Source organism: Nonomuraea spiralis, from assembly GCF_014648435.1.
In the GTDB taxonomy this organism is placed as follows: Bacteria; Actinomycetota; Actinomycetes; order Streptosporangiales; family Streptosporangiaceae; genus Nonomuraea; species Nonomuraea spiralis.
This window is the reverse complement of sequence record NZ_BMRC01000002.1, coordinates 146881-171759: the sequence shown is the minus strand read 5'-3', so window position 1 is coordinate 171759 and position 24879 is coordinate 146881. Positions and strand designations below refer to the sequence as shown.

At 71.2% G+C, this 24879-nt stretch carries 24 protein-coding genes; 9 read left to right on the top strand and 15 right to left on the bottom strand.

Annotation, left to right across the window (positions count from 1 at the left end; genetic code table 11):
- The 3 genes from cseB (at position 1) to IEZ27_RS04665 (ending at position 2877) form a co-directional block, all read left to right on the top strand.
- Positions 1 to 690 carry a two-component system response regulator CseB gene (gene cseB / locus IEZ27_RS04675; protein WP_189646081.1) on the top strand — a complete coding sequence of 230 codons (690 nt, stop codon included), beginning with the start codon at positions 1 to 3 and terminating at the stop codon, positions 688 to 690.
- The gene (locus tag IEZ27_RS04670; RefSeq protein WP_189646080.1) at positions 687 to 1889 is read left to right on the top strand and encodes a sensor histidine kinase; all 1203 of its coding nucleotides are present in this window, start codon (positions 687 to 689) and stop codon (positions 1887 to 1889) included. Before cseB ends, IEZ27_RS04670 begins: the two co-directional genes overlap by 4 nt.
- Before the next feature lie 115 nt (positions 1890 to 2004).
- The gene (locus IEZ27_RS04665; protein ID WP_189646079.1) at positions 2005 to 2877 is read left to right on the top strand and encodes a D-alanyl-D-alanine carboxypeptidase family protein; all 873 of its coding nucleotides are present in this window, start codon (positions 2005 to 2007) and stop codon (positions 2875 to 2877) included.
- Between the two features lie 19 nt (positions 2878 to 2896).
- On the opposite strand, the gene IEZ27_RS04660 is transcribed toward IEZ27_RS04665, so the two are convergent.
- The 5 genes from IEZ27_RS04660 to valS all read right to left on the bottom strand — a co-directional run bounded on the left by IEZ27_RS04660 (position 2897) and on the right by valS (position 8494).
- Positions 2897 to 3538 carry a DUF3710 domain-containing protein gene (locus IEZ27_RS04660; protein WP_229823258.1) on the bottom strand — a complete coding sequence of 214 codons (642 nt, stop codon included), beginning with the start codon at positions 3536 to 3538 and terminating at the stop codon, positions 2897 to 2899.
- 64 nt (positions 3539 to 3602) lie between these two features.
- Positions 3603 to 4043 carry a dUTP diphosphatase gene (gene dut / locus IEZ27_RS04655; protein WP_189646078.1) on the bottom strand — a complete coding sequence of 147 codons (441 nt, stop codon included), beginning with the start codon at positions 4041 to 4043 and terminating at the stop codon, positions 3603 to 3605.
- Positions 4040 to 4594: a PaaI family thioesterase gene (locus IEZ27_RS04650; RefSeq protein ID WP_125646408.1), complete on the bottom strand. Its 555-nt coding sequence runs from the start codon at positions 4592 to 4594 to the stop codon at positions 4040 to 4042. The genes dut and IEZ27_RS04650 overlap by 4 nt, the downstream gene beginning before the upstream one ends.
- Positions 4595 to 4605: 11 nt before the next feature.
- The gene (locus tag IEZ27_RS04645) at positions 4606 to 5850 is read right to left on the bottom strand and encodes an AI-2E family transporter (protein ID WP_189646077.1); all 1245 of its coding nucleotides are present in this window, start codon (positions 5848 to 5850) and stop codon (positions 4606 to 4608) included.
- Between the two features lie 136 nt (positions 5851 to 5986).
- Positions 5987 to 8494 carry a valine--tRNA ligase gene (valS, locus tag IEZ27_RS04640; RefSeq protein WP_379478596.1) on the bottom strand — a complete coding sequence of 836 codons (2508 nt, stop codon included), beginning with the start codon at positions 8492 to 8494 and terminating at the stop codon, positions 5987 to 5989.
- A gap of 78 nt (positions 8495 to 8572) precedes the next feature.
- Between valS and IEZ27_RS04635 the strand changes: the two genes are divergently transcribed.
- Positions 8573 to 8857: a DUF4235 domain-containing protein gene (locus IEZ27_RS04635; protein ID WP_125646414.1), complete on the top strand. Its 285-nt coding sequence runs from the start codon at positions 8573 to 8575 to the stop codon at positions 8855 to 8857.
- Here IEZ27_RS04635 and IEZ27_RS04630 read toward each other — a convergent pair.
- From IEZ27_RS04630 to IEZ27_RS04620, 3 genes are read right to left on the bottom strand one after another with little or no spacing between them, the layout of a single operon-like run.
- Positions 8790 to 10223, bottom strand: a complete 1434-nt coding sequence (locus tag IEZ27_RS04630) for an alpha,alpha-trehalose-phosphate synthase (UDP-forming) (RefSeq protein ID WP_189646075.1) — start codon at positions 10221 to 10223, stop codon at positions 8790 to 8792. The genes IEZ27_RS04635 and IEZ27_RS04630 overlap by 68 nt on opposite strands.
- Positions 10224 to 10232: 9 nt before the next feature.
- Positions 10233 to 11783: an FAD-dependent monooxygenase gene (locus IEZ27_RS04625; RefSeq protein WP_189646074.1), complete on the bottom strand. Its 1551-nt coding sequence runs from the start codon at positions 11781 to 11783 to the stop codon at positions 10233 to 10235.
- Positions 11780 to 12727: an MBL fold metallo-hydrolase gene (locus IEZ27_RS04620; RefSeq protein ID WP_189646073.1), complete on the bottom strand. Its 948-nt coding sequence runs from the start codon at positions 12725 to 12727 to the stop codon at positions 11780 to 11782. Before IEZ27_RS04620 ends, IEZ27_RS04625 begins: the two co-directional genes overlap by 4 nt.
- Before the next feature lie 175 nt (positions 12728 to 12902).
- Here IEZ27_RS04620 and paaI point away from each other — a divergent pair, with 175 nt between their 5' ends.
- Positions 12903 to 13271 carry a hydroxyphenylacetyl-CoA thioesterase PaaI gene (gene paaI / locus IEZ27_RS04615; protein ID WP_125646491.1) on the top strand — a complete coding sequence of 123 codons (369 nt, stop codon included), beginning with the start codon at positions 12903 to 12905 and terminating at the stop codon, positions 13269 to 13271.
- Positions 13268 to 14566 carry a phenylacetate--CoA ligase PaaK gene (paaK, locus tag IEZ27_RS04610; RefSeq protein WP_189646072.1) on the top strand — a complete coding sequence of 433 codons (1299 nt, stop codon included), beginning with the start codon at positions 13268 to 13270 and terminating at the stop codon, positions 14564 to 14566. The genes paaI and paaK overlap by 4 nt, the downstream gene beginning before the upstream one ends.
- Before the next feature lie 34 nt (positions 14567 to 14600).
- Here the strand turns inward: paaK and IEZ27_RS04605 are convergent, their stop codons facing one another.
- The 4 genes from IEZ27_RS04605 to IEZ27_RS04590 form a co-directional block, all read right to left on the bottom strand.
- Entirely contained in the window at positions 14601 to 15404 is an 804-nt protein-coding gene (locus tag IEZ27_RS04605) for a hypothetical protein (protein WP_229823256.1), read from the bottom strand.
- A 91-nt stretch (positions 15405 to 15495) separates the two neighbouring features.
- Positions 15496 to 15795, bottom strand: coding sequence for a DUF4193 domain-containing protein (locus IEZ27_RS04600; protein ID WP_020542847.1), 300 nt, complete (start codon positions 15793 to 15795; stop codon positions 15496 to 15498).
- 340 nt (positions 15796 to 16135) lie between these two features.
- The gene (locus tag IEZ27_RS04595; protein WP_125646495.1) at positions 16136 to 17404 is read right to left on the bottom strand and encodes a sensor histidine kinase; all 1269 of its coding nucleotides are present in this window, start codon (positions 17402 to 17404) and stop codon (positions 16136 to 16138) included.
- 38 nt (positions 17405 to 17442) lie between these two features.
- Positions 17443 to 18096: a response regulator transcription factor gene (locus IEZ27_RS04590; RefSeq protein WP_125646423.1), complete on the bottom strand. Its 654-nt coding sequence runs from the start codon at positions 18094 to 18096 to the stop codon at positions 17443 to 17445.
- Positions 18097 to 18319: 223 nt separating this feature from the next.
- Between IEZ27_RS04590 and IEZ27_RS04585 the strand changes: the two genes are divergently transcribed.
- Positions 18320 to 18484 (top strand): hypothetical protein, encoded by a 165-nt coding sequence (locus IEZ27_RS04585; protein WP_185845215.1) that lies wholly within the window; start codon positions 18320 to 18322, stop codon positions 18482 to 18484.
- Between the two features lie 57 nt (positions 18485 to 18541).
- Here the strand turns inward: IEZ27_RS04585 and IEZ27_RS04580 are convergent, their stop codons facing one another.
- Both IEZ27_RS04580 and IEZ27_RS04575 read right to left on the bottom strand, forming a co-directional pair.
- Positions 18542 to 19330 carry an inositol monophosphatase family protein gene (locus tag IEZ27_RS04580; protein ID WP_189646071.1) on the bottom strand — a complete coding sequence of 263 codons (789 nt, stop codon included), beginning with the start codon at positions 19328 to 19330 and terminating at the stop codon, positions 18542 to 18544.
- The gene (locus IEZ27_RS04575; protein WP_189646070.1) at positions 19330 to 21306 is read right to left on the bottom strand and encodes a S9 family peptidase; all 1977 of its coding nucleotides are present in this window, start codon (positions 21304 to 21306) and stop codon (positions 19330 to 19332) included. Before IEZ27_RS04575 ends, IEZ27_RS04580 begins: the two co-directional genes overlap by 1 nt.
- A 117-nt stretch (positions 21307 to 21423) precedes the next feature.
- Here IEZ27_RS04575 and IEZ27_RS04570 point away from each other — a divergent pair, with 117 nt between their 5' ends.
- A complete protein-coding gene (locus IEZ27_RS04570; RefSeq protein WP_189646069.1) occupies positions 21424 to 22383 on the top strand; it encodes a ferrochelatase in 960 nt (319 codons plus the stop codon).
- On the opposite strand, the gene IEZ27_RS04565 is transcribed toward IEZ27_RS04570, so the two are convergent.
- The gene (locus tag IEZ27_RS04565) at positions 22374 to 23558 is read right to left on the bottom strand and encodes a lytic transglycosylase domain-containing protein (RefSeq protein ID WP_189646068.1); all 1185 of its coding nucleotides are present in this window, start codon (positions 23556 to 23558) and stop codon (positions 22374 to 22376) included. The genes IEZ27_RS04570 and IEZ27_RS04565 overlap by 10 nt on opposite strands.
- Before the next feature lie 92 nt (positions 23559 to 23650).
- Between IEZ27_RS04565 and IEZ27_RS04560 the strand changes: the two genes are divergently transcribed.
- Positions 23651 to 24853 (top strand): MFS transporter, encoded by a 1203-nt coding sequence (locus tag IEZ27_RS04560; protein WP_189646067.1) that lies wholly within the window; start codon positions 23651 to 23653, stop codon positions 24851 to 24853.
- The last annotated feature ends 26 nt before the right edge of the window (positions 24854 to 24879 follow it).

Below are 24879 nucleotides of genomic sequence, written 5' to 3'. Positions count from 1 at the left end.
ATGACATCCCTCCTGCTCGTCGAGGACGACGCGGTGATCCGTACGTCGCTGGGCAAGGCCCTGGAACGGTACGGCTACCGGATGACCACGGCCGCCGACGGGCTCGACGGGCTGGAGGCCGCCCGTACCGGGGATCACGACCTGCTGCTGCTGGACGTGATGCTGCCCGGCCTGGACGGCATCAGCGTGTGCCGCCGGATCAGGGAGACCAGCCAGGTGCCGATCCTCATGATGTCGGCCCGCGGCGACGGGCTGGACGTGGTCGCCGGGCTGGAGGGCGGCGCCGACGACTACGTGGTCAAACCGGTCGACCTGCCGGTGCTGGTGGCCAGGATCCGGTCGCTGCTGCGCCGGGCCACGTTCGCGCGGCCGCCCGCCGGGGCCGAGCCGGGGCCCACGCAGGCCGTGCTGGAGTTCGGCGAGCTGAGCGTCGACACCGGCGCGCTGGAGGTGCGGCGGGCCGGGCGGCGCGTCGAGCTGTCGCCGACCGAGCTGCGGTTGTTGCTGGAGTTCGCCGCCCATCCCGGCATCGTGCTGGAACGCGCCACGCTGCTGCGCAACGTGTGGGACTACGGATGGGACGGTGACAGCCGCGTGGTCGATCTGTGCGTCCAGCGGCTGCGCAGGAAGATCGGCGTCGAGCGCATCGAGACGGTACGCGGGTTCGGCTACAAGCTGGCCGTCACATGAACCCGTCCTCGCTGCGCTGGAAGATCGCCGCCCTGGTCACGCTCGCCTCGACCGTCGTCGCCGCCGTGGTGGGGCTCCTGGTGCACCGGGCGACCTGGCAGCGGTCACTGGCCATCGGCGAGGCGCGGGCGGTGGCGGCCATCGAGAAGTCGCTGGCCGTCGCCGGTGGGCCCGCCGACGTGGTGAGCGTCGAGGAGCTCCCCGACGCCCTGGCCGCGCAGCTGCGGCCCGGCGAGCGGGTCGTCTGGTACGGCCTCGACCACCGGGACGAGCCCTGGGTGTGGGCGGTGCAACCGTACGGGGACGACGGCACGCAGGCGGTGAGCACACAGATCTCGATGGGCTCGGAGCTGCGCGGCCTCTACGCGCTGGACCGGAACATGGCCAAGGCCGGGCTGCTCGCCCTGGCCGGGGTCGTGCCCGTGTCGGTGCTGGCGGCCGAGCTGCCCAACCGGCGGCTGCGGCGGGTCGCCCGTACCGCCCGCCGGATCGCCGGCGGCGACCTGGCGGCCCGCATCGGCGCGCGCGGCCGGGACGAGATCGCCGGGATCTCCGCCGCCGTGGACTCCATGGCCGCGAGCCTGCAACACCGGCTGCTGGCCGAGCAGCGTTTCACCGCCGACGTCGCCCACGACCTGCGGACCCCGCTGATGGGCCTGGTCGCCGTCGCCGAGCTGCTGGAGGAGGGCGAGACCGCCGATCTGGTACGCGACCGGGTGCGGGTGCTGCGCACGCTGGTGGAGGACCTGCTGGAGGTGTCCCGGCTGGACGCGGGCGCCGAGGTCGCCGAGCGCGTACGGGTGCCGCTGGCCGACCTGGCCGCGGAGTCGGCCGCCCGGGTGGGGGTGACGGCCCGGGTGCTGGCGGCGGGGACCCCGGTGGCCGAGACCGACCCCCGCCGCCTGGACCGCGTCCTGGCCAACCTGGTGCTGAACGCCCATCGGCACGGCGCGCAGCCGGTGGAGATCACGGTCGGGGACCGGCTGATCGAGGTCCGCGACCGGGGGCCCGGGTTCCCGCCGGAGTTGCTGGCCGAGGGGCCGAAGCGGTTCCGTACGGGGGCGGCCGAGCGGGGGCACGGCCATGGGCTGGGGCTGACGATCGCGCTGGGCCAGGCCCGGGTCATCGGCGCCGAGCTGACCCTGTCCAACGCCCCGGACGGCGGCGCCGTCGCAACGCTGCGCCTCCCGGCGGGCTGACAGCCGGCCGAGCGCGGACGGACGCGCCGGCTGATGCACGGCTGATACGCGGCCGAGCGCGGGCGGATACGCGGCCACGGCCGGGCGGACATGTCGGTAGCCGATCGTGTCCGGTATGCGACGTTCTTTCATGCTTCTGCTGCTGGTGAGCGTTCTGTCGGGCTGTGCGACCGTCCCGTCCGCCTCCGGGGGCGTGCCCCTGCCGTGGCCCGCCGAGGGGCAGGCGGCGGTCGAGGTCGAGGACGTCGGCAGCCTGGGCGTCAGCGGCGATCCCGCCCCGGTGCCGATCGCCAGCGTGACGAAGGTGATGACCGCCTACGTGATCCTGCGCCGCCACCCACTGCGACCGGGCGACGAGGGCCCCCCGATCACGGTGGACCGCATGGCCGCCGAGGAGTCCTACTCGCGGCTGGAGTCCACCGTGCCGCTCAGGGAGGGCCGGACCGTACGGCTGCGGCGGCTGCTGGAGCTGATGATGGTGCCGTCGGGCAACAACGTGGCCCGCCTCCTGGCCCGCTGGGACTCCGGCTCCCAGGAACGCTTCGTGACGCGGATGAACGACGCCGCGCGCCGCCTCGGCATGTCGGGCAGCACGTACACGGGCGCCAGCGGCAACGAGGACAGCACCGTCAGCACCGCCGCCGACCAGCTCAAACTGGCCAGGGAGGCGATGCGCGACCCGGTGCTGCGCGAGGTGGTGGCCCAGACGGACACGTCGGTCCCGGGCGAGGCCAGCCGGCTGCCCAACACCAACACCCTGCTGAACAGGCACGGCGTGATCGGCATCAAGACCGGCTCGGGCACCGCCGCGGGCGGCAACCTGATGTGGGCCTCCCGCGTACGGTGTCACCTCGTGCTCGGCGTGATCCTCGGCCAGGCCGCCCACACCAACCCCGCCGCGGCCAAGGCGGCGGCGCTGGAGGCGGGCGGCAGGATGAGCGCCGCGGTCGAACGATGGCTGACCGGACGCCCCGCGACCTGTGCCTGAGGCCCCGGACGCCGGTGAGTCAGCGGGTCTCGCTGATCTCCGGGCCGCGTTTGAAGGGGCTGAACGCCGGGCGTTCGTCCGGCTCGCCGGCGGCCTGCCGCTCGTGCGGACGGCTCAGCGTGATGGGCTCCTCGCGGGCCATCGGCTCGTCACCGCGTACGACCACGACGTCCTTGACGAAGTCGATGAACGCCCCGGAGACGCGCTCGTCGAGGGCGCCGGGGCCGGTGATGGCCGCCAGGAGGAACCAGCGCGGGCCGTCGACGCCGATGTAGCGGGCCGCCCTGACGTCGCCGTCGATGTTGACCTCGCCGGCCAGCTCGGTGCCGAACGGGCCCTGCCGCTCCTCAAGGGTCTTGGCCTGCGCCATGATCTTGGTCTTGACCTCGTCCCACAGGCCGGCCGTGCGCGGCGCGGCCAGGGCCTGGAGCTGCAGGGAGCTGTCCTCGTACAGGACGACGACGCCGACGTGCTGGTCGCCGAGCGAGGCCAGCCGTACGTCGAAGTCGGGGTTGTGCGGCAGCCGCAGGCCGCCGAGGTCGATCCTGTCGGTGTCAGGATGGGGCTCGTCGGCGTCCCACGGGCCGGACTCGTGGGTGGGGGCCGCGGGCTCCTGATCGGCCACCGCTTCCGGCTGCTCACGACGACGACGTCGGAACACGTTCCTCACTCTCCCTGTTCGCGGGGGCCGTGACCCCTGGCTGGCTTGCTTCGGGCCGGCTGCTTCAGCGGCCCGTCGATCCGAATCCGTTGGCGCCGCGCATCGAACCGGGCAGGCGTTCGACCTCGTGGAAGGCCGCGCGCTCGACCCGCTGGACGACGAGCTGGGCCACCCGGTCGCCCCGCCGGAGGCGGAACGGCTCCTTGGCGTCGGTGTTGATCAACGTCACTTTGATCTCGCCCCGGTAGCCGGCGTCGACCGTGCCGGGGGCGTTGACGAGCGTGACGCCGTGGCGGGCCGCCAGGCCGGAGCGCGGGTGCACGAACGCCGCGTAGCCGTCGGGCAGCGCGATCGCCACGCCGGTGCCGACCACGGCCCGCTCGCCCGGCAGCAGCTCGACGTCCTCGGCCGCGTAGAGATCGGCGCCGGCGTCGCCCGGGTGGGCGTACGACGGCACCGGCAGCCCGGTGTCGAGCCGCTGGATGAGGACCTCCACGTCGCTCAAGGGTTCACCTCGAAGTCCTGGTGTTCGGCGGCGATGGCCGCGAGATCGCCGTGCTTTGCGAAGTGTTCCATGCCCACCTCGATGAACAGCGCTGCCGCGCGGACGGCGACCGGCCCGTCGGGAGCGCCGACGCGCCCCTCAGCCTCAAGGTACGCCTTCCTGCCCGTGATCCCGTTGCACCAGGCGCGCAGGTGGAGTGTCGTGCCCACGGGAACGGGGAGGAGGTAGTCGGTCTCCAGCCGTGCCGTCACGTACGGCTTGTGGAACAGGTAGACGGACATTCCGATGACTTCGTCCATCGCGGCGGCCAGCACACCGCCGTGGGCGAGCATCGGCGCGCCCTGGTGGGCCTCCCCCACGGTGAACTCGGCCTCGACCGTGACGCCGTCGGGCGTGGCCGCCTTCAGGTGCAGGCCGGTCGGGTGGTCGTCGCCGCAGCCGAAGCAGCGGCTGTAGTGGGCGCCGAGGGAACTGCCCGCCGCCGGGGCGGCGGGATGGGCCGCGGGCGCCGAGGCGTCCGGCGGCGGTGTGGTGAGGGAGGAACGCGTCACGGGTGACGAGGTTACTCTCTGCCGCCCCCCGGCTCGCCCTCGACACCGGAACGGGACCACATGCCCTGCCCCACGGCCTCGCCCCCCGACGCCTCGCCCCGCCCGGACAGCGGCTCCCCGGACGGCGACCTCCCGGCGGTCGGCGGCTCCCCGGACGGCGGTTCCCCCGCGGGCGGGGGGTGTTCGGGCGGCGGCGGTAGTGCGGGCGGTTGGTGCCGCAACTCCGGCAGCGCCCGGTAGATCACCGCCGCCACCGGAACGGCCACGGCCGCCCCGGCGATGCCCGCCAGGATGCCGCCCACGGACAGCACCAGGATGATCGCCAGCGGGTGGAAGTTGAGCGCCCGTCCCACGATCAGCGGCTGGAGCACATGGTTCTCCAGCTGCTGCTCGACGATCAGGATCCCCAGGAAGATCAGCGCGTAGACCAGGCCCTTGGCGCCCAGGGTGACGAGGGTGGCCACGGTGCCGGCGAAGAAGATGCCGACGATGGGGATGAAGCTGGCGAAGAAGATCAGCACGGCCAGCGGCGCCCACAGCGGCACCCCCATGCCGGCCAGCACGATGCCCATGATCAGGCCGTGCACGGCCGCCACAGCCACGGTGCCCTGGACGTAATGGGACAACGTGGTCCAGGCCGCCCGCCCGGCCCGGTCGACGCGCGGCGACATCGAGCCGAAGGCGCGCAGGAACCATCCCCAGATCCGGTCGCCGTCCTTGAGCAGGAAGAACGTCACGAACAGGAGCAACACGATGGACGCGAGCACCTCGACCGCCACGGCGCTGGCCGACAACACCGTGCCGGTGATGGCGGTGCGCTGGGCGTTGACCATCGTGGCGATCTCGTCGACGTACCCGGTGATCTGGGCCTGTTTGAGGTGGAGCGGGCCGGTGATCAGCCACTCCTGGACCGATCGCGCGGTGGCCTGCACCTGCGTGACCAGGTTGGGGAACTCCTCGCTGGCCCGCGCCCCGACCAGCCAGCCGGTGCCGGCGAGCACGGCCAGCGCGACCAGCATGGTGATCCAGGTGGCGTAGATGGGCCGCAGGCCCGCCTTGCGCAGGCTCTTGGTCAGCGGGAACAGCAGCGCGGTCAGCAGCAGCGCGATCGCCACGGGCAGCGCCACGAAGGTGAGCCTGGCGATCGCCTGGACGAAGAAGTAGACGACCACGCCGACGAGGATCAGGCATCCGCACCAGGCGGCCATCTTGGCCAGCACGGGCGGTACGAGTGTGGTGGGGCGGTCGATCTGCACGTGTTCAAGACTGGCACGTCCGCGCCGGTGATGCGCGCCGATAACCGCGCGGGTGTGCGACGGGCCTGCTCAGAGCCCGATGGACGGACGGCGAGGCGCACTCCTCGTGCCTCGCCGTCCGCCCGGGGCCCGGGACTCAGCCCAGGTGCACCTCGACCGTCAGCACGTCGCCGCCGTGCAGGACGAACTCCTCGACGTTGCCCGCCGCGCACAGGTCGTCCTGGGCCTGCCGGACGAGGCCGGCCTCCGGCCCCGAGACCGTGAGCCTGGACACCTCGGCCCGCATCGACAGCTTGGCCTCGGACTTGGCCTTGCGCACCTGGCGCAGCACCTCGGAGGCCACGGCCAGCACCGCCGGGTCACCCGCGCCGCGCTCGGTCGCCGGCCAGGCCGCGCGGTGCACCGAGCCCTCGCGCCACCACGACCACACCTCTTCGGTCACGAACGGCAACACCGGCGCGAACAGCCTCAGCAGCGTGTCGAGCGCCTGCCGCAGCGCGGCGTGCGCCGAGGCGGCGGCCGGACCGGACTCGTACGCCCGCGCCTTGACCAGCTCCAGGTAGTCGTCGCAGAAGGACCAGAAGAAGCGTTCGACGGCCTCCAGCGCCCTGGTGTGGTCGTAGGACTCGTACGCCTGCGTGGCCTCGCGCGCCATGTCGGACAGGGCGGCCAGCATCGACAGGTCGACGGGCTCGGTGACCTCGCCCTCGCTGCCGGCCAGCCCGAGCACGAACTTCGAGGCGTTCAGGATCTTGATCGCCAGCCGCCGGCCGATCTTGAGCTGGCCCACGTCGAAGGTGGTGTCCACGCCGTAGCGGCCGTTGGCGGCCCAGTAGCGGACCGCGTCGGAGCCGTGCTGCTCCAGCAGGTCGAGCGGGGTGACCACGTTGCCCTTGGACTTGGACATCTTCTTGCGGTCGGGGTCGAGGATCCAGCCGGAGATCGCCACGTCGCTCCACGGCAGCTCGCCGGACTCCAGGTGGGAGCGCACCACCGTCGAGAACAACCAGGTACGGATGATCTCGTGCGCCTGCGGGCGCAGGTCGTAGGGGGACACGCGCCGGTAGAGGTCGTCGTCGGTCTCCCAGCGGCCCGCGATCTGCGGGGTCAGCGACGAGGTCGCCCAGGTGTCCATGACGTCGGGGTCGGCCATGAAGCCGCCGGGCACGCCCCGCTGCTCCTCGGTGTAGCCGGGCGGCACGTCGGAGGACGGGTCGATCGGCAACGAGTCCTCGGCCGGCAGGATCGGCGCGTCGTGGACCGGGTGACCGCTCTCGTCCAGCGGGTACCACACCGGGAACGGCACGCCGAAGAACCGCTGGCGCGAGATCAGCCAGTCGCTGGTCAGGCCCTCGACCCAGTTGTCGTAGCGCACCCGCATGTGCGGCGGGTGCCAGCGCAGCTCGCTGCCGCGCTCCAGCAGCCGGGCGCGCAGCGCCTGGTCGCGCCCGCCGTTGCGGATGTACCACTGGCGGGTGGTGACGATCTCCAGCGGCTTGTCGCCGCGCTCGTAGAACTTCACCGCGCGCTGCACCGGGCGCGGGTCACCGTCGAGGTCGCCGGACTCGCGCAGCAGCTCCACGATGCGCTCGCGGGCGCTGTGGACGGTCTTCCCGGCCAGCTCCTTGTACGGCTCGGGCTCCACGCCGTCGGGCGGCTCGGGCAACATCCGGCCGTCCCAGCCGATGACCGGCCGGGTGGGCAGGTGCAGCTCGCGCCACCAGGTGACGTCGGTGATGTCACCGAACGTACAGATCATCGCGATGCCGGACCCCTTGTCGGGCTCGGCCAGGTGGTGGGCCAGGATCGGCACCTCGACGCCGAACAGCGGCGTCAGCGCCGACGTGCCGAACAGCGGCTTGTAGCGCTCGTCGTCGGGGTGGGCGACCAGCGCGACGCAGGCCGGGATCAGCTCGGGCCTGGTCGTCTCGATCCAGACCGGCCCGCGCTCGCCGTAGAAGGAGATCCGGTGGAAGGCGCCGGGCCACTCGCGGTCCTCCAGCTCGGCCTGGGCCACGGCGGTGCGGTAGGTGACGTCCCACAGCGTGGGGGCCTCGGCGAGGTAGGCCTCGCCCCTGCCCAGGTTGCGCAGGAACGCCCGCTGCGACACCGCGCGCGACTCGTCGCTGATCGTGGTGTAGAGCAGGTCCCAGTCGACCGACAGGCCGACCCGCCGCCAGACCTCCTCGAACGCCTTCTCGTCGATGGCGGTGAGCTGGTGGCACAGCTCGACGAAGTTGCGCCGGGAAACGGAGATCTCACGTTTGCCCGGCTTGTCCGGTGGAACGAAGTCGGGATCGTACGGCAGCGACGGATCGCAGCGCACCCCGTAGACGTTCTGCACCCGTCGTTCGGTGGGCAGGCCGTTGTCGTCCCAGCCGATGGGGTAGAACACCGACTTGCCGATCATCCGCTGATAACGGGCCATGATGTCGGTGTGGGTGAAGGAGAAGACATGACCGACGTGGAGCGAACCGGACACGGTCGGCGGCGGCGTGTCGATCGAGTAGACCTGCTCGCGCGGCCTGGACCGGTCGAAACGGTAGGTGCCCTGCTCCTGCCAGCGAGCTACCCATACCTGCTCCAAGCCGTCAAGTGCGGGTTTTTCCGGCATGGATGCATGGCGTAGTCGCTGTTGAGTCATGCCTCCTTATGGTACGGCTTCGGGGGCCCGGCAAGCGTTAGAGACTAGTGTTCGTTACATAGGGGAAGGGAGTTCGGCATGGCGGAGGACAAGCCCGACATCGCCTGGCGGGTCATCGGCGGTCTGGTGGGCATGGCGACCGCTTGGGGGATGAGAAAGCTGCTCGGGTTCGTCTGGGTCAAGGCGACCGGCAAGGAGCCGCCCCTCGACGACGACTCGCCCGAGGTCAGCATGGGTGAGGCGATCGGTTACGCGATCCTCACCGGCGTCGGGATGTCCGTGGCGCAGATCGTGGTCAACCGGACCGCCAAGAAGCGCTACGACGCGTGGAAGTCTGTGAAGCAGGTGTCTCAAGGGCACTGAGGAACTCACTCGCCCAGCGGTCCACGTCGTAGGTGGCCACCCGGCGGCGCATCGTGCGCATCCGCCGGGCCAGCTCGTGCGGCGTGGCCCGCATGGCGGCGATCATCTGCCGCTTGACGTCCTCGATGTCGTACGGGTTGACCAGGTACGCCTGCCGCAGCTCGTCGGCGGACCCGGTGAACTCGCTCAGCACCAGCGCCCCTTGCAGGTCGTGGTGGCAGGAGACGTACTCCTTGGCCACCAGGTTCATGCCGTCGCGCAGGGGCGTGACGACCATGACGTCAGCCGCCAGGTAGAGCGCGGCCAGCTCGTCGTGGCCGTAGGACTGGTGGAAGTACTGGATCGGCTGCACGCCGATCTGGGCGTGCTCGCCGTTGATCCGGCCCACCTGGAGCTCGATGTCGTCGCGCAGCTTGCGGTACTCGTCCACACGCTCGCGGCTCGGGGTGGCGATCTGTACGAAGACCGCCTCGTTCGGGCGCAGGCTGCCGTCCTTGAGCAGCTCGCCGAACGCCTCCAGGCGCTGCCCGATGCCCTTGGTGTAGTCGAGCCGGTCCACGCCGAGCAGCACGTGCTCGGGGTCGCCCAGCTCGGCCCTGATCTCCTTGGCCCGCGCGACGACCTGCGGCTCGCGTACGAGTGAGTCGAGCTGCCCGAAGTCCACCGAGATCGGGAACGCCTGCGTGGTCACCACCCGGTCGTCGAGGAAGATCTCGTTCCCCTTGTACGGCAGCCCGAGCAGCCGCCGGCACAGCCTGCGGAAGTTCGAGGCGCCGCCGGGCAGCTGGAAGCCGACGAGGTCGGCGCCGAGCAGTCCCTCGACCAGCTCCCTGCGCCAGGGCAGCCGCCAGAACAGCTCGACCGGCGGGAACGGGATGTGCAGGAAGAACCCGATCCGCAGGTCGGGCCGGAGCCGGCGGAGCATCGCGGGCACGAGCTGGAGCTGGTAGTCCTGCACCCAGACGACGGCCCCCTCCTCGGCGGCCTCGGCCGCGGCCGCGGCGAAGCGCTCGTTGACCGATCGGTAGGTCTCCCACATCTCCCGTTCGAACACCGGCGGCGCCACCACGTCGTGGTAGAGCGGCCAGAGCGTGGCGTTGGAGAAACCCTCGTAGTAGAGCTCGACCTCCCGGGCGGACAGCGGGATCGGGATGAGGCTCATGCCGTCCTGCTCGAACGGCTCAAGCTGCTCGTCCGGAGCCCCGTGCCAACCGGCCCAGGCGCCGTGGCGGCGCTTCATCACGGGCGCGATGGCCGTCACGAGCCCTCCCGGGCTCCTGCGCCACGAGGCCGTTCCGTCTGGCCCGATCGCGCGATCGACCGGCAAGCGGTTCGCGACGATCAGAAACGAGCTACGGCCGGTCACGCAGTCCTCCTACGGCTCAGGTGGTGGAGAGCCGCAGGCGCGGCTCACGGCAGCCGCGACAGCGTCCGGCCCCGCGTGGGGAATGATCGCGGCGATGTGGGCATCTGGCCTGATCACCCATGCTTCGTCCGGCCGCGCACCGAGTCTTTCGGCGAGCGAGCCGGTCGCATCCATCTCCGTGAGCTCGCGGACGGCGAGCGGTGCCGTAATGACCTTGCCCAAGACCTGCACAAACAAACTCGAATCGCACATATCACCCAAAAGAACGAGGAAACCATCCCGGCAGATCTCCCGCAGCCGTCCCTTCGCCAACGGCACGTCCGGAAGGATCACGCCGGGGGCCGGTTCGCACAGCGCGCCCTTCGGCGGCCGGCCCTTGAACGGACGTTCCGGCTCGGGCGTGGTGAGCGGCGAGTCCACGTACCAGAAGGGCTCGGCGAAGCGGCCCGAGTCCACCTCGGCGACCAGCCCGCCCTCCAGCACCTCCCGCCGCCGGGCCCGGTCCCGGTCGGTCCTGGGCGCGAGGAAGCGCATGGTGGCGCCGGTGACCTCCAGGTTCTCCCGCGCCGCCGCGTGCCGCTCGGCGTGGTACGACTCCAGCAGCTCCGGCCCGGCCCAGCCGTTGAGCGTGAAAGCCAGCTTCCAGGCCGCGTTCTCGGCGTCGGGCACGCCGGAGTTGAGCCCCCGGGCCCCGAAGGGCGCCACCAGATGGGCGCAGTCGCCGGCCAGCAACACCCGCCCGACCCGCATCCGCGAGGCGATCCGCGAGTGGAACCGGTAGGTGCTATGCCAGATCACCTCATACGCCCGATCCCCCACAATTTGCCTGATATTTCGCGAAATATCGGCTTCTGTTGGGATGAAGTCCGGCGCGATCTGCCAGTCGATCCGGTACGTCCCGTTCGGGCAGGGATGGATGAGGACCTGGCGACCCGGGTTCCAGGCGGGGTCGAAGTAGAAGCGCCGCTCGTTCTCCCAGCCGGGCAGGTCGGCCTTGATGTCGCAGATCAGGAACTGGTCCTCGAACGCCTCGCCGTCGAAGGAGACGCCGATCGACCGGCGTACCTGCTGGGCCCGCGCACCGGCGCAGACCAGCACGTAGGGGGCGCGCAGCAGCCGTTGACCGCACTGGACCTCCACCCCCGCGGGGTCCTGCACCAGCCCGGTGACCTCGTGGTGCCAGCGCACCTCGATCAGCGGCTGGTCGGCGATGACCTCGTCGAGCAACTGCTCGGTACGGGCCTGGGAGATGTTCACGCACGGCGGCAGCGGGCCCTGGCCGTCGAAGGACCAGGAGAACAGCTCGCGCTCGCGGAAGTACGTGCGGGCGGTGGTCCAGGCCAGCCCCTCCTCCGCCACCCGCCCGGCGCCCGCCGCGGCCCAGATGTCCAGCACGTCGCGCTGCTGGCAGATCGACTTCGAGCCGCCGCCGTCGCGGGCCGGCCGCCGGTCGAGCACCAGGGTCCGGATGCCCCAGCGGGCCAGCAGCAGCGCGGCGGTCTGCCCGACCGGGCCCGCGCCGACCACGATGACCTGCGGCCCGGACTCCTCCGGTCTCATGACTGGAGCTCGTCCCAGACTTCGCGGTCGCGTTCGGCGGTCCAGATGCGCGGTCGTTCGACGCCGTGGAGCTCGTCCCAGAGGCGGGAGACGTTGAAGGGCAGGCAGTGCTCGAAGATGGGCCAGCCGCCGTAGCGCGGCCGCAGGGCCCGATGGACGCGTTCGAACGCCTCCTTCAGCCCGCTCGACGCGCCGACCTCGCGCAACATCACGGTGAGGAAGTCGCGGCTCTGGGCGATGGCCGCCTCGACCCCGGCCTTGCCGTGGGCCACCGCTCCCCTGCCGCCGATCAGTGTCTCGGCCCCGAACGAGGCGACGCGGTCGAGCGTGCCCGTCGCCCATTCGCGGTGGAAGGCGTCGCCGGTGTAGAGCGCGGCCTGCGACTCCACCAGGTCTCCGGCGAACATGATCCGCCGCTCGGGCAGCCAGGCCACCAGGTCGCCCTCGGTGTGGCCGCGTCCGCAGTGGGCCAGCACCAGGTCGCCCCTGCCGCCGCCCAGGTCGATGGTGAAGGTGTCGCTGAAGGTGGCCGTGGGCCAGGTCAGGCCGGGGATCGAGCCGGGGTCCTTGAACAGGCGGGGCATCCGGGCGTACTCGCTGGCCCAGTCCTGCTCGCCGCGCTCGGCGATCAGCTCGCGGGTCTTGTCGTGGGTCACGATGACGTCCGCGCCGAACGCCGAGGCGCCCAGCACCCTGACCGCGTGGTAGTGCGAGAGCACGAGGTAGCGGACGGGTTTGCCGGTGTGCTCGCGCAGGCGGGCCAGCCAGTCGCGGGCGGCTGCGGGGGTGGCCAGCGCCTCGAAGCAGACCAGGAAGTCCTCGCCCTCGATCGCGCCGACGTTGGGGTCGCCCTCCGCGGTGAGCGCGTAGACGCCTTCGGCCAGCACCTCCAGGGACTGCCGTTTCTCACCGAGATCCGCCGACGAGGCGAACGGCTTGATCATCGCTCCTCCTCACGCGCCGAGGTCCATCCCGCCACCAAACCAGGACATACCCCACAAACGGCTCTTCCAGCTGCGCACGCGCGTCCTCCCTTGACAGTGCTCGGCAGGACGGTGAAGTGTTTACCGAACATTCGGTCAGTAAGCAAGGGAGACCTGTGTGGACAGCGCGCGGCGCATGATGGACGCCGACACCGCCTCGGCCGCCCTGGGCATCGAGCTGGTGGAGCTGGCCGACGGCCGCGCGGTGTGCCGCATGACCGTGACCCCGCAGATGATCAACGGACACTCCCTCTGCCACGGCGGCTACGTCTTCCTGCTGGCCGACACCACCTTCGCCTGCGCGTGCAACACCCAGGGCCCGGTGACCGTGGCGGCCGGGGCCGAGATCACCTTCGTCGCCCCCGCCCACGAGGGCGACGTGCTGGTGGCCGAGGCGGCCGAGCGCACCCGGTACGGCCGCAGCGGCATCTACGACATCACCGTACGCGGGGCCGGCGGCCGGGTGGTCGCGGAGTTCCGCGGGCGCAGCAGGGAGCTGAGATGAGGCCCTTCCCGCCACCGTCCCCCGAGGAGCTCGACCCGGTCGAGCGTGTGTCCAGGGACGAGCTGATGGCCCTCCAGCTGGAGCGCCTGCGGTGGACGCTGTCCCACGCCTACGACAACGTCCCGCTCTACCGGCGCAAGTTCGACGAGCACGGGGTCCACCCCGCCGACTGCCGGAGCCTGGACGACCTCGCGCTCTTCCCGTTCACCACCAAGGAGGACCTGCGCGAGTCGTACCCGTTCGGGATGTTCGCGGTGCCGCGCGAGCGGGTGGCGCGCATCCACGCCTCCTCGGGCACCACGGGCCGGCCCACGGTCGTCGGGTACACGCAGGGCGACCTCGACGTCTGGGCGCAGGTGATGGCCCGCTCGATCCGCGCGTCGGGCGGCCGTCCCGGCGACGTGGTGCACGTGGCCTACGGCTACGGCCTGTTCACCGGCGGCCTCGGCGCCCACTACGGGGCCGAGCGGCTGGGCTGCACCGTCGTACCGGTCTCCGGCGGCATGACGGCCCGGCAGGTCCAGCTCATCACCGACTTCCGGCCCCGGGTCATCATGGTCACGCCGTCGTACCTGCTGGCGCTGCTGGACGAGTTCGCCGCCCAGGGCCTGGACCCGCGCGAGAGCTCGCTGGAGATCGGCATCTTCGGCGCCGAACCCTGGACCGAACGCATGCGCGCCGAGATCGAGGAACGCTTCGACCTGCACGCGGTCGACATCTACGGCCTGTCCGAGGTGATGGGCCCCGGCGTGGCCAACGAGTGCGTCGAGACCAAGGACGGCCTGCACGTCTGGGAGGACCACTTCTACCCCGAGACCGTCGACCCGTTCACCGGGCAGCCGGCGCCCGAGGGCGGCGAGCTGGTGTTCACCAGCCTCACCAAGGAGGCCATGCCCGTCGTGCGCTACCGCACCCGCGACCTGACCAGGCTGCTGCCCGGTACGGCCAGGCCCGCCTTCCGGCGGATGGAGAAGGTGACGGGCCGTACCGACGACATGATCATCCTGCGCGGCGTGAACGTCTTCCCGACCCAGATCGAGGAGCTGGTGCTGCGTGTGCCCGCCCTGTCCCCGCACTTCCAGCTCCACCTGACCCGCCCTGACCGGCTCGACGTGCTCACCGTCAGGGTCGAGGCGCGGCCCGGCGCGGGCGGCCGGGAGGAGGCGGGCCGCGAGCTGCGCCACGCGGTCAAGGCGAACGTCGGCGTGAGCGTCGAGGTCGAGGTGGTGGATCCCGAGACGCTGGAGCGGTCGGTCGGCAAGCTCAAGCGCGTGGTGGACCGGCGGCACGACTGACGGCACGGCCCCTCGGGCCACCCGTCGGCGCGGGCTACGGGCTCAGTTCGTCGGGGGAGTCGGACGACGGCAACGACGGGCCCTTGACGCGCAGGTCGGCGCGGATGGCCTGGCCGAGCTTCCCGGTCGCGACGCGGTTGAGCGCGCCGCCGGCGACGGCTCCCGTGAGGAACGGGCCGAACGTGGTCAGATGACGCCCGAGCGTACGCATGAGGCGGTTGCGCAGGGCGGTCTTGGTCGCCGCGCCGAGCGCGAGGGAGACGGACGCGGGGGCGAGGGGGTCGATCCCGCGCTGCCTGGCCCAGGCGGCGGTGAAGGCGACGGCCCGCTGAGTGCCGGTGCCCTGGACGCGGACGCCGTAGACCTCGTGCAGCTCGGCCAGCAGCTTGACCTCGATGGCGGCGACGACGATGGTCTCCGCGACGAGCTGCGCGGGGGCGGAGAGCAGGAGGGGTGGTGCGGCGAACTCGGCCGCCGCGAGTGCTCCGCCGATGGCGCCGACCGTCATCGTGGCCTTCTGCGCGGTGCGCACCAGGTCGTCGGCGAGTTGCTCGCCGGTCAGGCCGTGATGATGCTCGGACAGGGTGTGGAGGTCGCGGATGGGGATGCGGGGCGCGATGGTGAGGAAGACGTCGGCCAGCCAGCGGCCGCGGCCGACGCCGGTCTCGCGAGCCCTCTTCGCTCCCGTCGACAGGGATCTGGCTAGTCGGCCGAGCAGCCTGCGCCGCTCGGCCGGCTCGAGCTCACCTGGCTGGGTGAGCCTGCCAACGAGCTCGCCGACCTCCTTGTCGGGGTCGGCGATCCCGTTGTCAGTTTGCTGGTTGTCCTTCTCGGCCACGCGATGCCTCCGTCCGTCTTGGTCGCGACCGCTCAGGGTAGGCAGGCTCGGTTCCTTCGGTCCCTCACCCTGAGCTCCTTCGCCCCAGCGGTCAGGCGGCGCACTCCCGGCAGACCTGCTGGCCGTTCTTCTCGGAGGCCAGCTGGCTGCGGTGGTGCACCAGGAAGCAGCGCGAGCAGGTGAACTCGTCGGCCTGGCGGGGAATCACCCGCAGGGAGAGCTCTTCGTTCGACAGATCCGCACCGGGAAGCTCCAGCGACTCGGCGAGGTCGGTCTCGTCGATGTCGATGCTGCCGGACGACTTGTCGGTACGCCGCGCCTGGAGCTCTTGGAGGCTGTCCTCCCCCAGGTCGTCGTCTGTCTTACGCGGGCTGTCGTAGTCGGTAGCCATTGTGCTTACTCCATCCCCCTCATCTATATGTCTTCGCGCTCATCGCGCGTCTTCTAACGTCCGGGAGACCCGTCTTGTGCCCGTTCCGTCGGGGAGATTTTCCATCGGTACCCGGCGGGAACGAACAACGAACCTCCCAACACGTCAGGGCCTGCTGCCGTCGGCAATGGTTAGCCAAATATGGCGAAACCCACAGCCTTGGCGTCATGCGCCACCGTGTTCGACGGCACATCCAACCACATGTGCGGCGAGAACGAGACGCCCCCACTACATCAACACGCGGACGAACACGCCGGAACGCCACCCGCGGGCGCCCCTTGGCCGTCTCATGGCAGCTCGGTCAACGCCTCGGAAGCCGAATGGTCACCACAAGTCCTCCGCCATCCCGCGGCACAGCGGTCACATTTCCCCCGTGTGCCTGGACCACCGCACGGACGATGGACAGCCCGAGACCCGATCCCTTGGCCGATTCCACGCGGTCGGCGTGGAGCCTCCTGAACGGCTCGAACAGGCTGTTCACCTCGTACGCCGGGACGTGCTGCCCCGTGTTGGCCACCTGAACAACCAGCCCCCCGTCCGCCATTCCCGTTTGGATCCAGACTTTTCCGTTTTCGGGAAGGTTGTACTTCACGGCGTTCTCCAGCAGGTTGCTGACCGACCGCTCCAGGAGCACCGGGTCGCCCACGGTAGGCGCGCTGACCAGTTCGGCGACAACGCTCACCCCGTGTTCGGCGGCGAAGGGCGCGACCTGTTCCACGGCCGTCTGAGCGACTTCCTGAACGTCGAGCGGTTTGCGCACCGCGAGTTCGCGTTCGCTCCTGGCGAGCAACAACAGCCCCTCGATGAGCTTCTCGTTACGCGCGTTGACTTCCAGCAACGTGCGGCCGAGCGCTTTGAGGTCCTCGGACGCCTCGGGATCCGACAACGCGATCTCCAGGACGGTCCGGTTAATCGTCAACGGAGTACGCAATTCGTGGGAGGCGTTGGCCACGAATCTCCGCTGGGTGTCGAAGGCGACGTTGAGCCGGGTGAGCATGGCGTCGAAAGTGTCGGCCAGCTCCTTCAGCTCGTCGTTGGGGCCGTGCAGGGCGATGCGCTGGTGGGCGAGCGTGCTCTCCGAGAGCTTGCGCGCGGCGCTGGTCATCTGGGCGACCGGCCGCAGCGCGCGGTCGGCCACGAAGTAACCGATGATGAGCGCGAGGATGCCTACCCCGGCCAGCGCCATGTACGAGCTGCTGAACAGCGCGTCCCGCGCGCTGTTGATGGCCCGGCCCTTGGCCTGGGTCCACCGGTTCTGCATGATGGCGGCGTCGAGGGGGTCGAGGTCGTCGGTGATCAGGTCCGGCCAGGCTCCCTCGATGGCCCTGCCGACGATCGAGTAGACGACGAACAACAACACGGCCGCGGCGGCGAACACCAGGGCGCTGTAGGTGAGCGTGAGCCGCCACCGGATGCTGACCTTGGCGGGCAGCCCTTTGACACGATCCAGAGGGCTGAGGACGGGCGTCTCGGAGCCGGGCGGTGGCGGGCCGTCCCAGGCGGGCGGCCCGCTCGGTGGTGGCGCCTCCTGCACGCGCGTCGCCTTCCTGGCCGAATGGGGGCTGATCATCGGATGCGTCGGCCCCGCCCCGCGCTCTGGCCTGTCCGTCACAACTTGTACCCAACTCCGGGCACGGTCTCGATCACCTGAGGCTCGCCCAGCTTCTTCCGCAGCGTCATCATGGTCACCCTGACCACGTTCGTGAACGGGTCGATGTTCTCGTCCCATGCCTTGTCCAGCAGGTCCTCCTGGCTGACCACCGCGCCCTCGGCGCGCATCAGCTCCTCCAGGACCGCGAACTCCTTCTTGGTCAGCACGACCTCCTTGCCGTCGCGCTCGACCAGCCGCTTGCCCGGGTCGAGGCGGATCCCGGCCCGCTCCAGCACGGGCGGCAGGGCGGGCGCCGAACGCCGGCCGAGCGCGCGTACGCGGGCCACCAGCTCGATGAACACGAACGGCTTGGCCAGGTAGTCGTCGGCCCCGAGACCAAGCCCCTCCACCTTGTCGTCCACGTCGCCGGAGGCGGTCAGCATGAGGATCCGCGAGGCCGAGCGCTGCTCGACCAGCCTGCGGCACACCTCGTCGCCGTGCACGACCGGCAGGTCGCGGTCGAGCACGATCACGTCGTAGTCGATGTAGGAGGTGCGCTCAAGGGCGCCGCCGCCGTCGTAGGCCACGTCGACCGCCATGGCCTCGCGCCGCAGTCCGGTCGCGATCGCGTCGGCGAGCACCCGCTCATCCTCTACAACCAGCACTCGCACGCCTGGTACACCTCTTTCCGGTTCTGGTGCCTCATTCTGCCTACAGGCTCGATAAGCGCACGGTAAGGCATGTCCAGGGGTGGCCTGGGGAAGGGGCACGGAATTTCATGTTTCAGAGGGCGACAAGCCGGGGTATGCCGTCGGGACACCCATTGCCCGGACATCAGCTGGCAATGGGCTCATTACGCCCCAGCACAGATCAACCCCTGAGAGAGTAGGTGAGATGGGCGAGTTCACCACCACGATCGAACGCCGCCTCGACCAGGCTTACAAGGGCCTCCGCGAGGCCCGTAGCACCGGCGACGACTACCTCGCCGACACCCTCACCGCCGAGATCGAGGACCTGCGCCGCCTGGCCGACGATCACGGCATCCCGCTGCCGCGCTAGACGCGTGCGACGGCCGGGGCCCGTTCGGGCCCCGGCCGTCGCACGCGTACGGGCCGGTCAGGAGTCGCGTTCCGGGTCGAGCGGCACGAGCAGGTCGTGCAGTTCCTCGAACAGGCCGGGCGCGGCGCACAACGTGAACTCCGGGCCGACCGGCCGGCCGCGCAGGCCGCCGAGCCGGGCGCCCGACTCGGTCGCCACCAGCCCGGCCGCGGCGTAGTCCCACGGGTTGGTGCCGCGCTCGTAGTAGGCGTCCACACGACCGGCCGCCACCGAGCACAGGTCGATGGCGCACGAGCCGCCGCGCCGGACGTCGCGCACCCGCGGCAGCACCTCCGCCACGACCCGCCCCTGCACCGCGCGCCGCGACGCCGAGTAGCCGAACCCGGTCGCGACCAGCGCCCTGGCCAGCGGCACCCCGCTGTTGCAGCGCAGCCGCTCGCCGCCGAGCCAGGCGCCCTCGCCGAGCGCGGCGGTGAACACCTCGCCCCGCGCCGGCAGGTTGACGACCCCTGCGACGACCTGCCCGGCGACCTCGACGGCGATGGAGACCGCCCAGTCGGGCAGGCCGTACAGGAAGTTGACCGTGCCGTCGATCGGATCGACGATCCAGCGCACGCCGGACGCGCCCGGCGCCTCGCCGCCCTCCTCGCCGAGGAAGCGGTCGTCGGGACGGGCCGCCCGGACGCGCTCGCGGATCAGCTCCTCCGACGCCTTGTCCAGGATCGTGACCACGTCCGTGGGGCTGGACTTGGTCTCGACGTCCTCCGACATCGTGGGGCGTTTGGCCAGGATCATGTCACCCGCCTCGCGTGCGATGTCCTCGGCCAGCCGCAGGAAGTCGGTCATCAGGCCACCGAGTCCGGGCGCTTCCACTCCTCGCCGAGGACGTGCTTGGCCAGGAAGGCGAGCACCGTCTCGTACCAGGCGACGATGTTGCCCGGCTTGAGGATCCAGTGGTTCTCGTCGGGGAAGTACAGGAACTTCGACTCGACGTCGTTGCGCTGCAGGTCCCACCACAGGCGCAGGGCCTCGCCGATCGGCACCCGGTAGTCCTTGTCGCCGTGGATGACGAGCATCGGGGTGGTGATCTTGTCGAGGGCCACGTGCGGGGAGAGCTGCTCGTAGCGCTCGGAGCCGGGGCCGCCGAACTCGCGCTGCCAGAACACCGAGGAGTCGGTGGTGCCGGCGAACTGGTCGAGGTTCCACAGCGAGGCGTGGGTGACGATGGCCTGGTAGCGGTCGGTGTGCCCGGCCAGCCAGTTGGCCATGTAGCCGCCGAACGAGCCGCCCATCGCCGCGACGCGCTCGTGGTCGATGTCGTCCCTGGCCAGGGCGACGTCCACGATGGCGTCGAGGTCGGCCTGGGTGCGCGGGCCCCAGGCGCCCCAGCCGCGGTCGATCATCTCCTGGCCGTAGCCGGTGGACATGCAGGGGTCGGGCATGAGGACGGCGTACCCGCGCTGCGCCATGATCCACGACTGCCAGCGCCACTGCCAGTCGTTCCAGGAGCCGAGGGGGCCGCCGTGGATCCACAGCAGGAACGGCGCGGGACTGTCGGCCGAGGCGCCCTCGGGCAGTACGAGCCAGCCGCGCACGGTCGTGCCGTCGTCGGCGGTGGCCGAGATCTCGGTCAGCGTGCCGGGCACCTCGGGGCGCGGGGCGGGCGAGGGCAGGTCGGCGACCTCGCCGGTGGCCACGTCGATCCTGGCCGGGGCCGGGGCGAGGGCGATGTTGCTGCGCATGACGTACAGGAAGGCGCCGTCGGCGCTCGCGTTGAGCCCGAGGTAGGCGGCGTCGTCGCCGGTGAGCCTGGTGTGCTCGCCCTCCAGCGGGACGCGGAAGACCGGGCGGCGGCCCTGGTAGTCGGCGACGAGGTGGACGGCCGAGGAGTCGGGAGCCCATTCGACGTCCATCGGGAACAGGTCGTCCGCGTACCCGCGGCCCTCGCCGGTGGCCAGGTCGGCGATCCACAACTCGACCCGGGCGGGCACGTCCTTGCCGGTGATGCGCTCGCGCGCGCAGGCCACGCGGGTGCCGTCGGGCGAGACGGCGAGCGGGCCGCCGAAGTCGTGGGCCTCGTCGGTGAGCAGGGTGCGCCGCTGACCGGTGGCCACGTCGATGGCCACCAGGTCGGTACGGCTGTCGCCACCGGACAGGAACCTGCGCCAGGTGGCGATCACGGTGGTGCCGTCGGGGGTGAGCTCGAAGGTGACGTCGCGCAGCGCCTCGCCCGCGTCGGGGATCAGGTCGCGTACGTCCTCAAGGCGTTCGGCGCCGAGCCTGCCGGTGAACAGCCGGGTGCGGGCGGGGCCGAGGTCGTGGTCCCAGTAGCGGACCGGGTAGCCCTCGTGCAGGATCGCGCTGATCCCGGCGTCCTTGCGGGCCTTGCGCCGTTCCTCCTCGGTGGCCTCGTCGCCGTCGAGCACGTCGGAGGCGAACACCACCACGTCGCCGGCGACCCGTACCGTGCCGATGCCGCCGGGCCGGGCGGCGATCTGGCGGGCCTCGCCGCCCGCGCGGGGCAGCAGCCACAGCGCCGGCACCTCGTCGGTCGCGTCCTTGACGGTGGTGTCGGGACGCGCGGAGGTGAACAGCACGTCGCCCGCGCCGGTGAAGACGGCGGCCGTCTCCCCCTTGGCGGAACGCGTCAGCCGGTACGGCTCACCGTCGACGGGGATCGCCCAGAGCGCGGTGCCGTACGACTTGCCGTCGGGGTTGAGCGTCTGAACGGTCGAGATCAGGCGGGAGCCGTCAGGCGAGAGCTTCAGGGAGAGGAGCCGGGGAAGGGCAACATAGTCACGAATGTCATCGAATGCGCTCACTCGATCGAACCTACCTGGTCACCGCCCCGCCCGGGAGACGGCACGCGCGGCGCCCCTCCCCGATCCCCGGCGATCCCTCCCGGCGGGACCACCGGCCCTTCTGACTAGGCTTGACACGTGGCTGATTACGACGCTCTGCTCGTCCTGTCGTTCGGCGGTCCGGAGGGGCCCGACGACGTGCTGCCGTTCCTGGAGAACGTCGTGCGGGGCCGCGGCGTCCCGCGCGAACGGCTGCTGGCGGTGGCCGAGCACTACCAGGGCTTCGGCGGCGTCAGCCCGATCAACCAGCAGAACCGCGAGCTGGTCGAGGCGCTGCGCGAGGTCGTCGGCGTGCCGGTCTACTGGGGCAACCGCAACTGGCACCCGTTCGGCGAGGACACCGTGCGGCAGATGACGGCCGACGGCGTGCGCAAGGCGGCCGTCTTCGCCACCTCGGCGTTCGCCGGCTATTCGAGCTGCCGCCAGTACTACGAGGACATCGCCAGGATCTCCGTCGAGGGCGGCCCCGAGCTGGTCAAGATGCGGCACTTCGGCGACCATCCCGGGTTCGTCGCGGCGATGGCCGACCACACCCGCGACGCGCTGGCCCGGCTCGGCCGCGACGACGCCAGGCTGGTGTTCACCGCCCACAGCATCCCGGTCTCGATGGCCGAGACCGCCGGCCCCGCGGGCGGCCTGTACGAGTCCCAGATCCGCGGGAGCGCCGAGCTGGTCAGTCAGGCGCTCGGCCGCGACGAGCCGTGGGACCTGGTGTGGCAGTCGCGCAGCGGCCCGCCGCAGGTGCCGTGGCTGGAGCCCGACGTGTGCGACTTCCTGCGCAAGACGGACGCCGGGTCGGTCGTGCTGGTGCCGATCGGGTTCGTCTCCGACCACATGGAGGTCGTCTACGACCTCGACACCGAGGCCCGGCAGGTGGCCGCCGAGCTGGGCCTGCCGATGGAGCGCGCGGCCACGGCCGGCACCCATCCGGCGTTCGTGCGCATGGTCAGGGAGCTGATGGACGAGCCCGAACCCGTCCCGTGCCCGCTCACCTGCTGCCCGCGTCCCGTCCGGCCGGCGGCGCGGCCTCAGGCGTAGGTGCGGGCGTACGCCTCGGCGATGCTCATGACCTTGTTCACGTAGTCCCACGAGTGGTTGTAGAACCAGATCGCCTTGCGCAGCTTCTGGCCGCCCTTGCCCGCGCCGTTGGCGCACAGGTAGTTGGCCGCGCCGGGCACCGCGTCGTACGGGCTCCAGATGTCGGACTTGCCGTCGCCGTCGCCGTCCACGCCGTAGTGCTTCCAGGTGGCGGGCATGAACTGCATCGGGCCCAGGGCGCCCGCGCTGGAGGGGCCGTTGTTGCGGCCGTGCCCGCTCTCGACCTGGCCGATGGCCGCCAGCACCGTCCAGGACAGGCCGGGGCAGCGGGTGGCCGCGGCCTGGTAGAGCTCCAGGTAGCTGCCCGGCCGCCCGACGTTGACCTGCTGTTGCTGCTGCTGTTGCGGTTGTTGTTGCCGTTGCCGGGTACGGCTGGCCGCGTCGAGGACGACGACCTGCGCGCCCTTGCCGAGCAGCCGGCGCACCCCGGCCTCGCCGATCTTGCCCGGCTTGCCGTGCAGCAGCACCGCGACGCCCCGCGCGAAGCCGAGCGACCTGCCCACCTCGGTGCTGACCAGCCCGTCCACGCCGTTGAGCCCGAGCATGGCCGAGGCCGCGACCCTGAGCCTCGGGCCGCCGTCCACCTGGTACATCGCGCCGAGGATCATCCCGTACTTGCGCGTCGTGCCCGACTCGGCGACCAGCTCGCCCCTGGCCAGCGCGCTCCAGACGGCGGGCTGGTCGGCGACGGGCTGGGGCGTCCAGGAACGGAAGTCGGCGGGGTCCACGGCCAGCAGGTTCAGCGGCGTGCCGGCGACCTTGACCGCGCCCGCGTCCACGACGGCCGCCTTCTGCACGTACCTGAGCGCGCCGAGCGCGAGCCTGGTCCGCTTGGAGACCGTGCCCGGCGCGATCGCCAGCACGCGCGGCGGCGTCACGGTGACGCCGGGCCCACCCTGGCCGAAGTCCTTGACCGGCGCCGCCGTGGGTACGAGCTGGTCGAGACGGGGCGCCGCCTCCGGCGTCACCCGGGTGATCGGCCTGCGCACCGGCTCGTCGGCGGTCCTGACCAGGTCATCGCCCATGATCACGACGACTCCTCCGGCCGCGGCGGTGACCGCGAGCACGCCGAGGACCGTCAGCAGGACGGCGCGGAGAGAGGGAAGACCGGACATCAGGCACACGTTAACCCACTCACCGGAAATATCACTTGCCATCTGGACAGACGGTGCGCAATGGTTGGGTCGCAAAGTAAGGGGGAAACAGCGTGGTCGGGCCTTACCGGGGGTTGTTCAAGGGGCCCGGCGTCAAAGGATTCGTACTGGCCGGGTTCGTCGGCCGGATGCCGATGTCCATGCTCGGCATCGGCGTCGTCCTGCTGATCTCCACCATCACCGGCTCCTTCGCCACCGCGGGCGCGGTCGGCGCCACCACGAACGTGGCCTTCGCTGTCGCGGCGCCGCTGTCGGGGCGGCTGGTGGACAGGTTCGGCCAGAACCGGGTGATCGTCCCCTTCTCCGTGGTCAACGCGCTCGCGCTGGCATCGCTCATGCTCAGCGCCGCACTCCGGCTGCCCGAGTGGACCCTGTACGCCTCCGGCCTGCTGATCGGCGCGTCCTCGTTGTCCATCGGGTCGATGGTGCGGGCCCGCTGGTCCACCATCCACGGCGGCACTGGAACGTTGCACACCGCCTTCGCCTTCGAGTCCGTGGCCGACGAGGTGGTCTTCGTCACCGGCCCCGCGCTCGTCACGGTGCTGGCCACGGCGGTCAACCCGTACGCGGGGCTGGTCGTGGCGCTGATGTGCATGCTCGGCGGCTGCCTGGCCCTGGCCGCGCAGCGGCGTACGCAACCACCGGTGCAGACGGTCAGGACGGGCGGCGGCACACCCATCCTGATCCCCGGCATCGCCCTGCTGGCGTGCGTCTACCTCGGGCTCGGCGCGGTGTTCGGCTCGGTGGACCTGATCATGGTCGCCTTCGCCGAGGAGCACGGCGTGAAGGGCGCCGCCGGATTCCTGCTGGCGGCGTTCGCGGGCGGGTCGATGGTGTCGGGGTTGTGGTTCGGCTCGCGGGAGTGGCGGATCTCGTTGCGTGCCCGGTTCGTCCGCGCGCTGGGCGTGTTCGTGGTGGGCCTGGTGCCGATCCTGCTCGTGGACGACCCCTGGGTCATGGCCGCCGTGGCGTTCGTGGCCGGTCTGGCGATCTCGCCGACGCTCATCACCGGGTTCTCGCTCACCGAACGGCTCGTGCCGCCGTCCCTGCTCACGGAGGGTATGGCGTGGATCTCCACCTCGATCGGGTTCGGCGTGGCGATCGGCGCGTGGGCGGGCGGGCATCTGACCGACACGTTCGGGGCCTCCGACGCGTACGTGTTCTCTGTGGGCGCGGCGCTCCTGGCGGCGCTCGTGGGCGTCGGAGGTTCGGGTTTGCTGAGACTTCCGGGAGCGCCTTCACCCGCGCAGAGTTGATCCGCTACGGTCGGGAGTTATCCCTC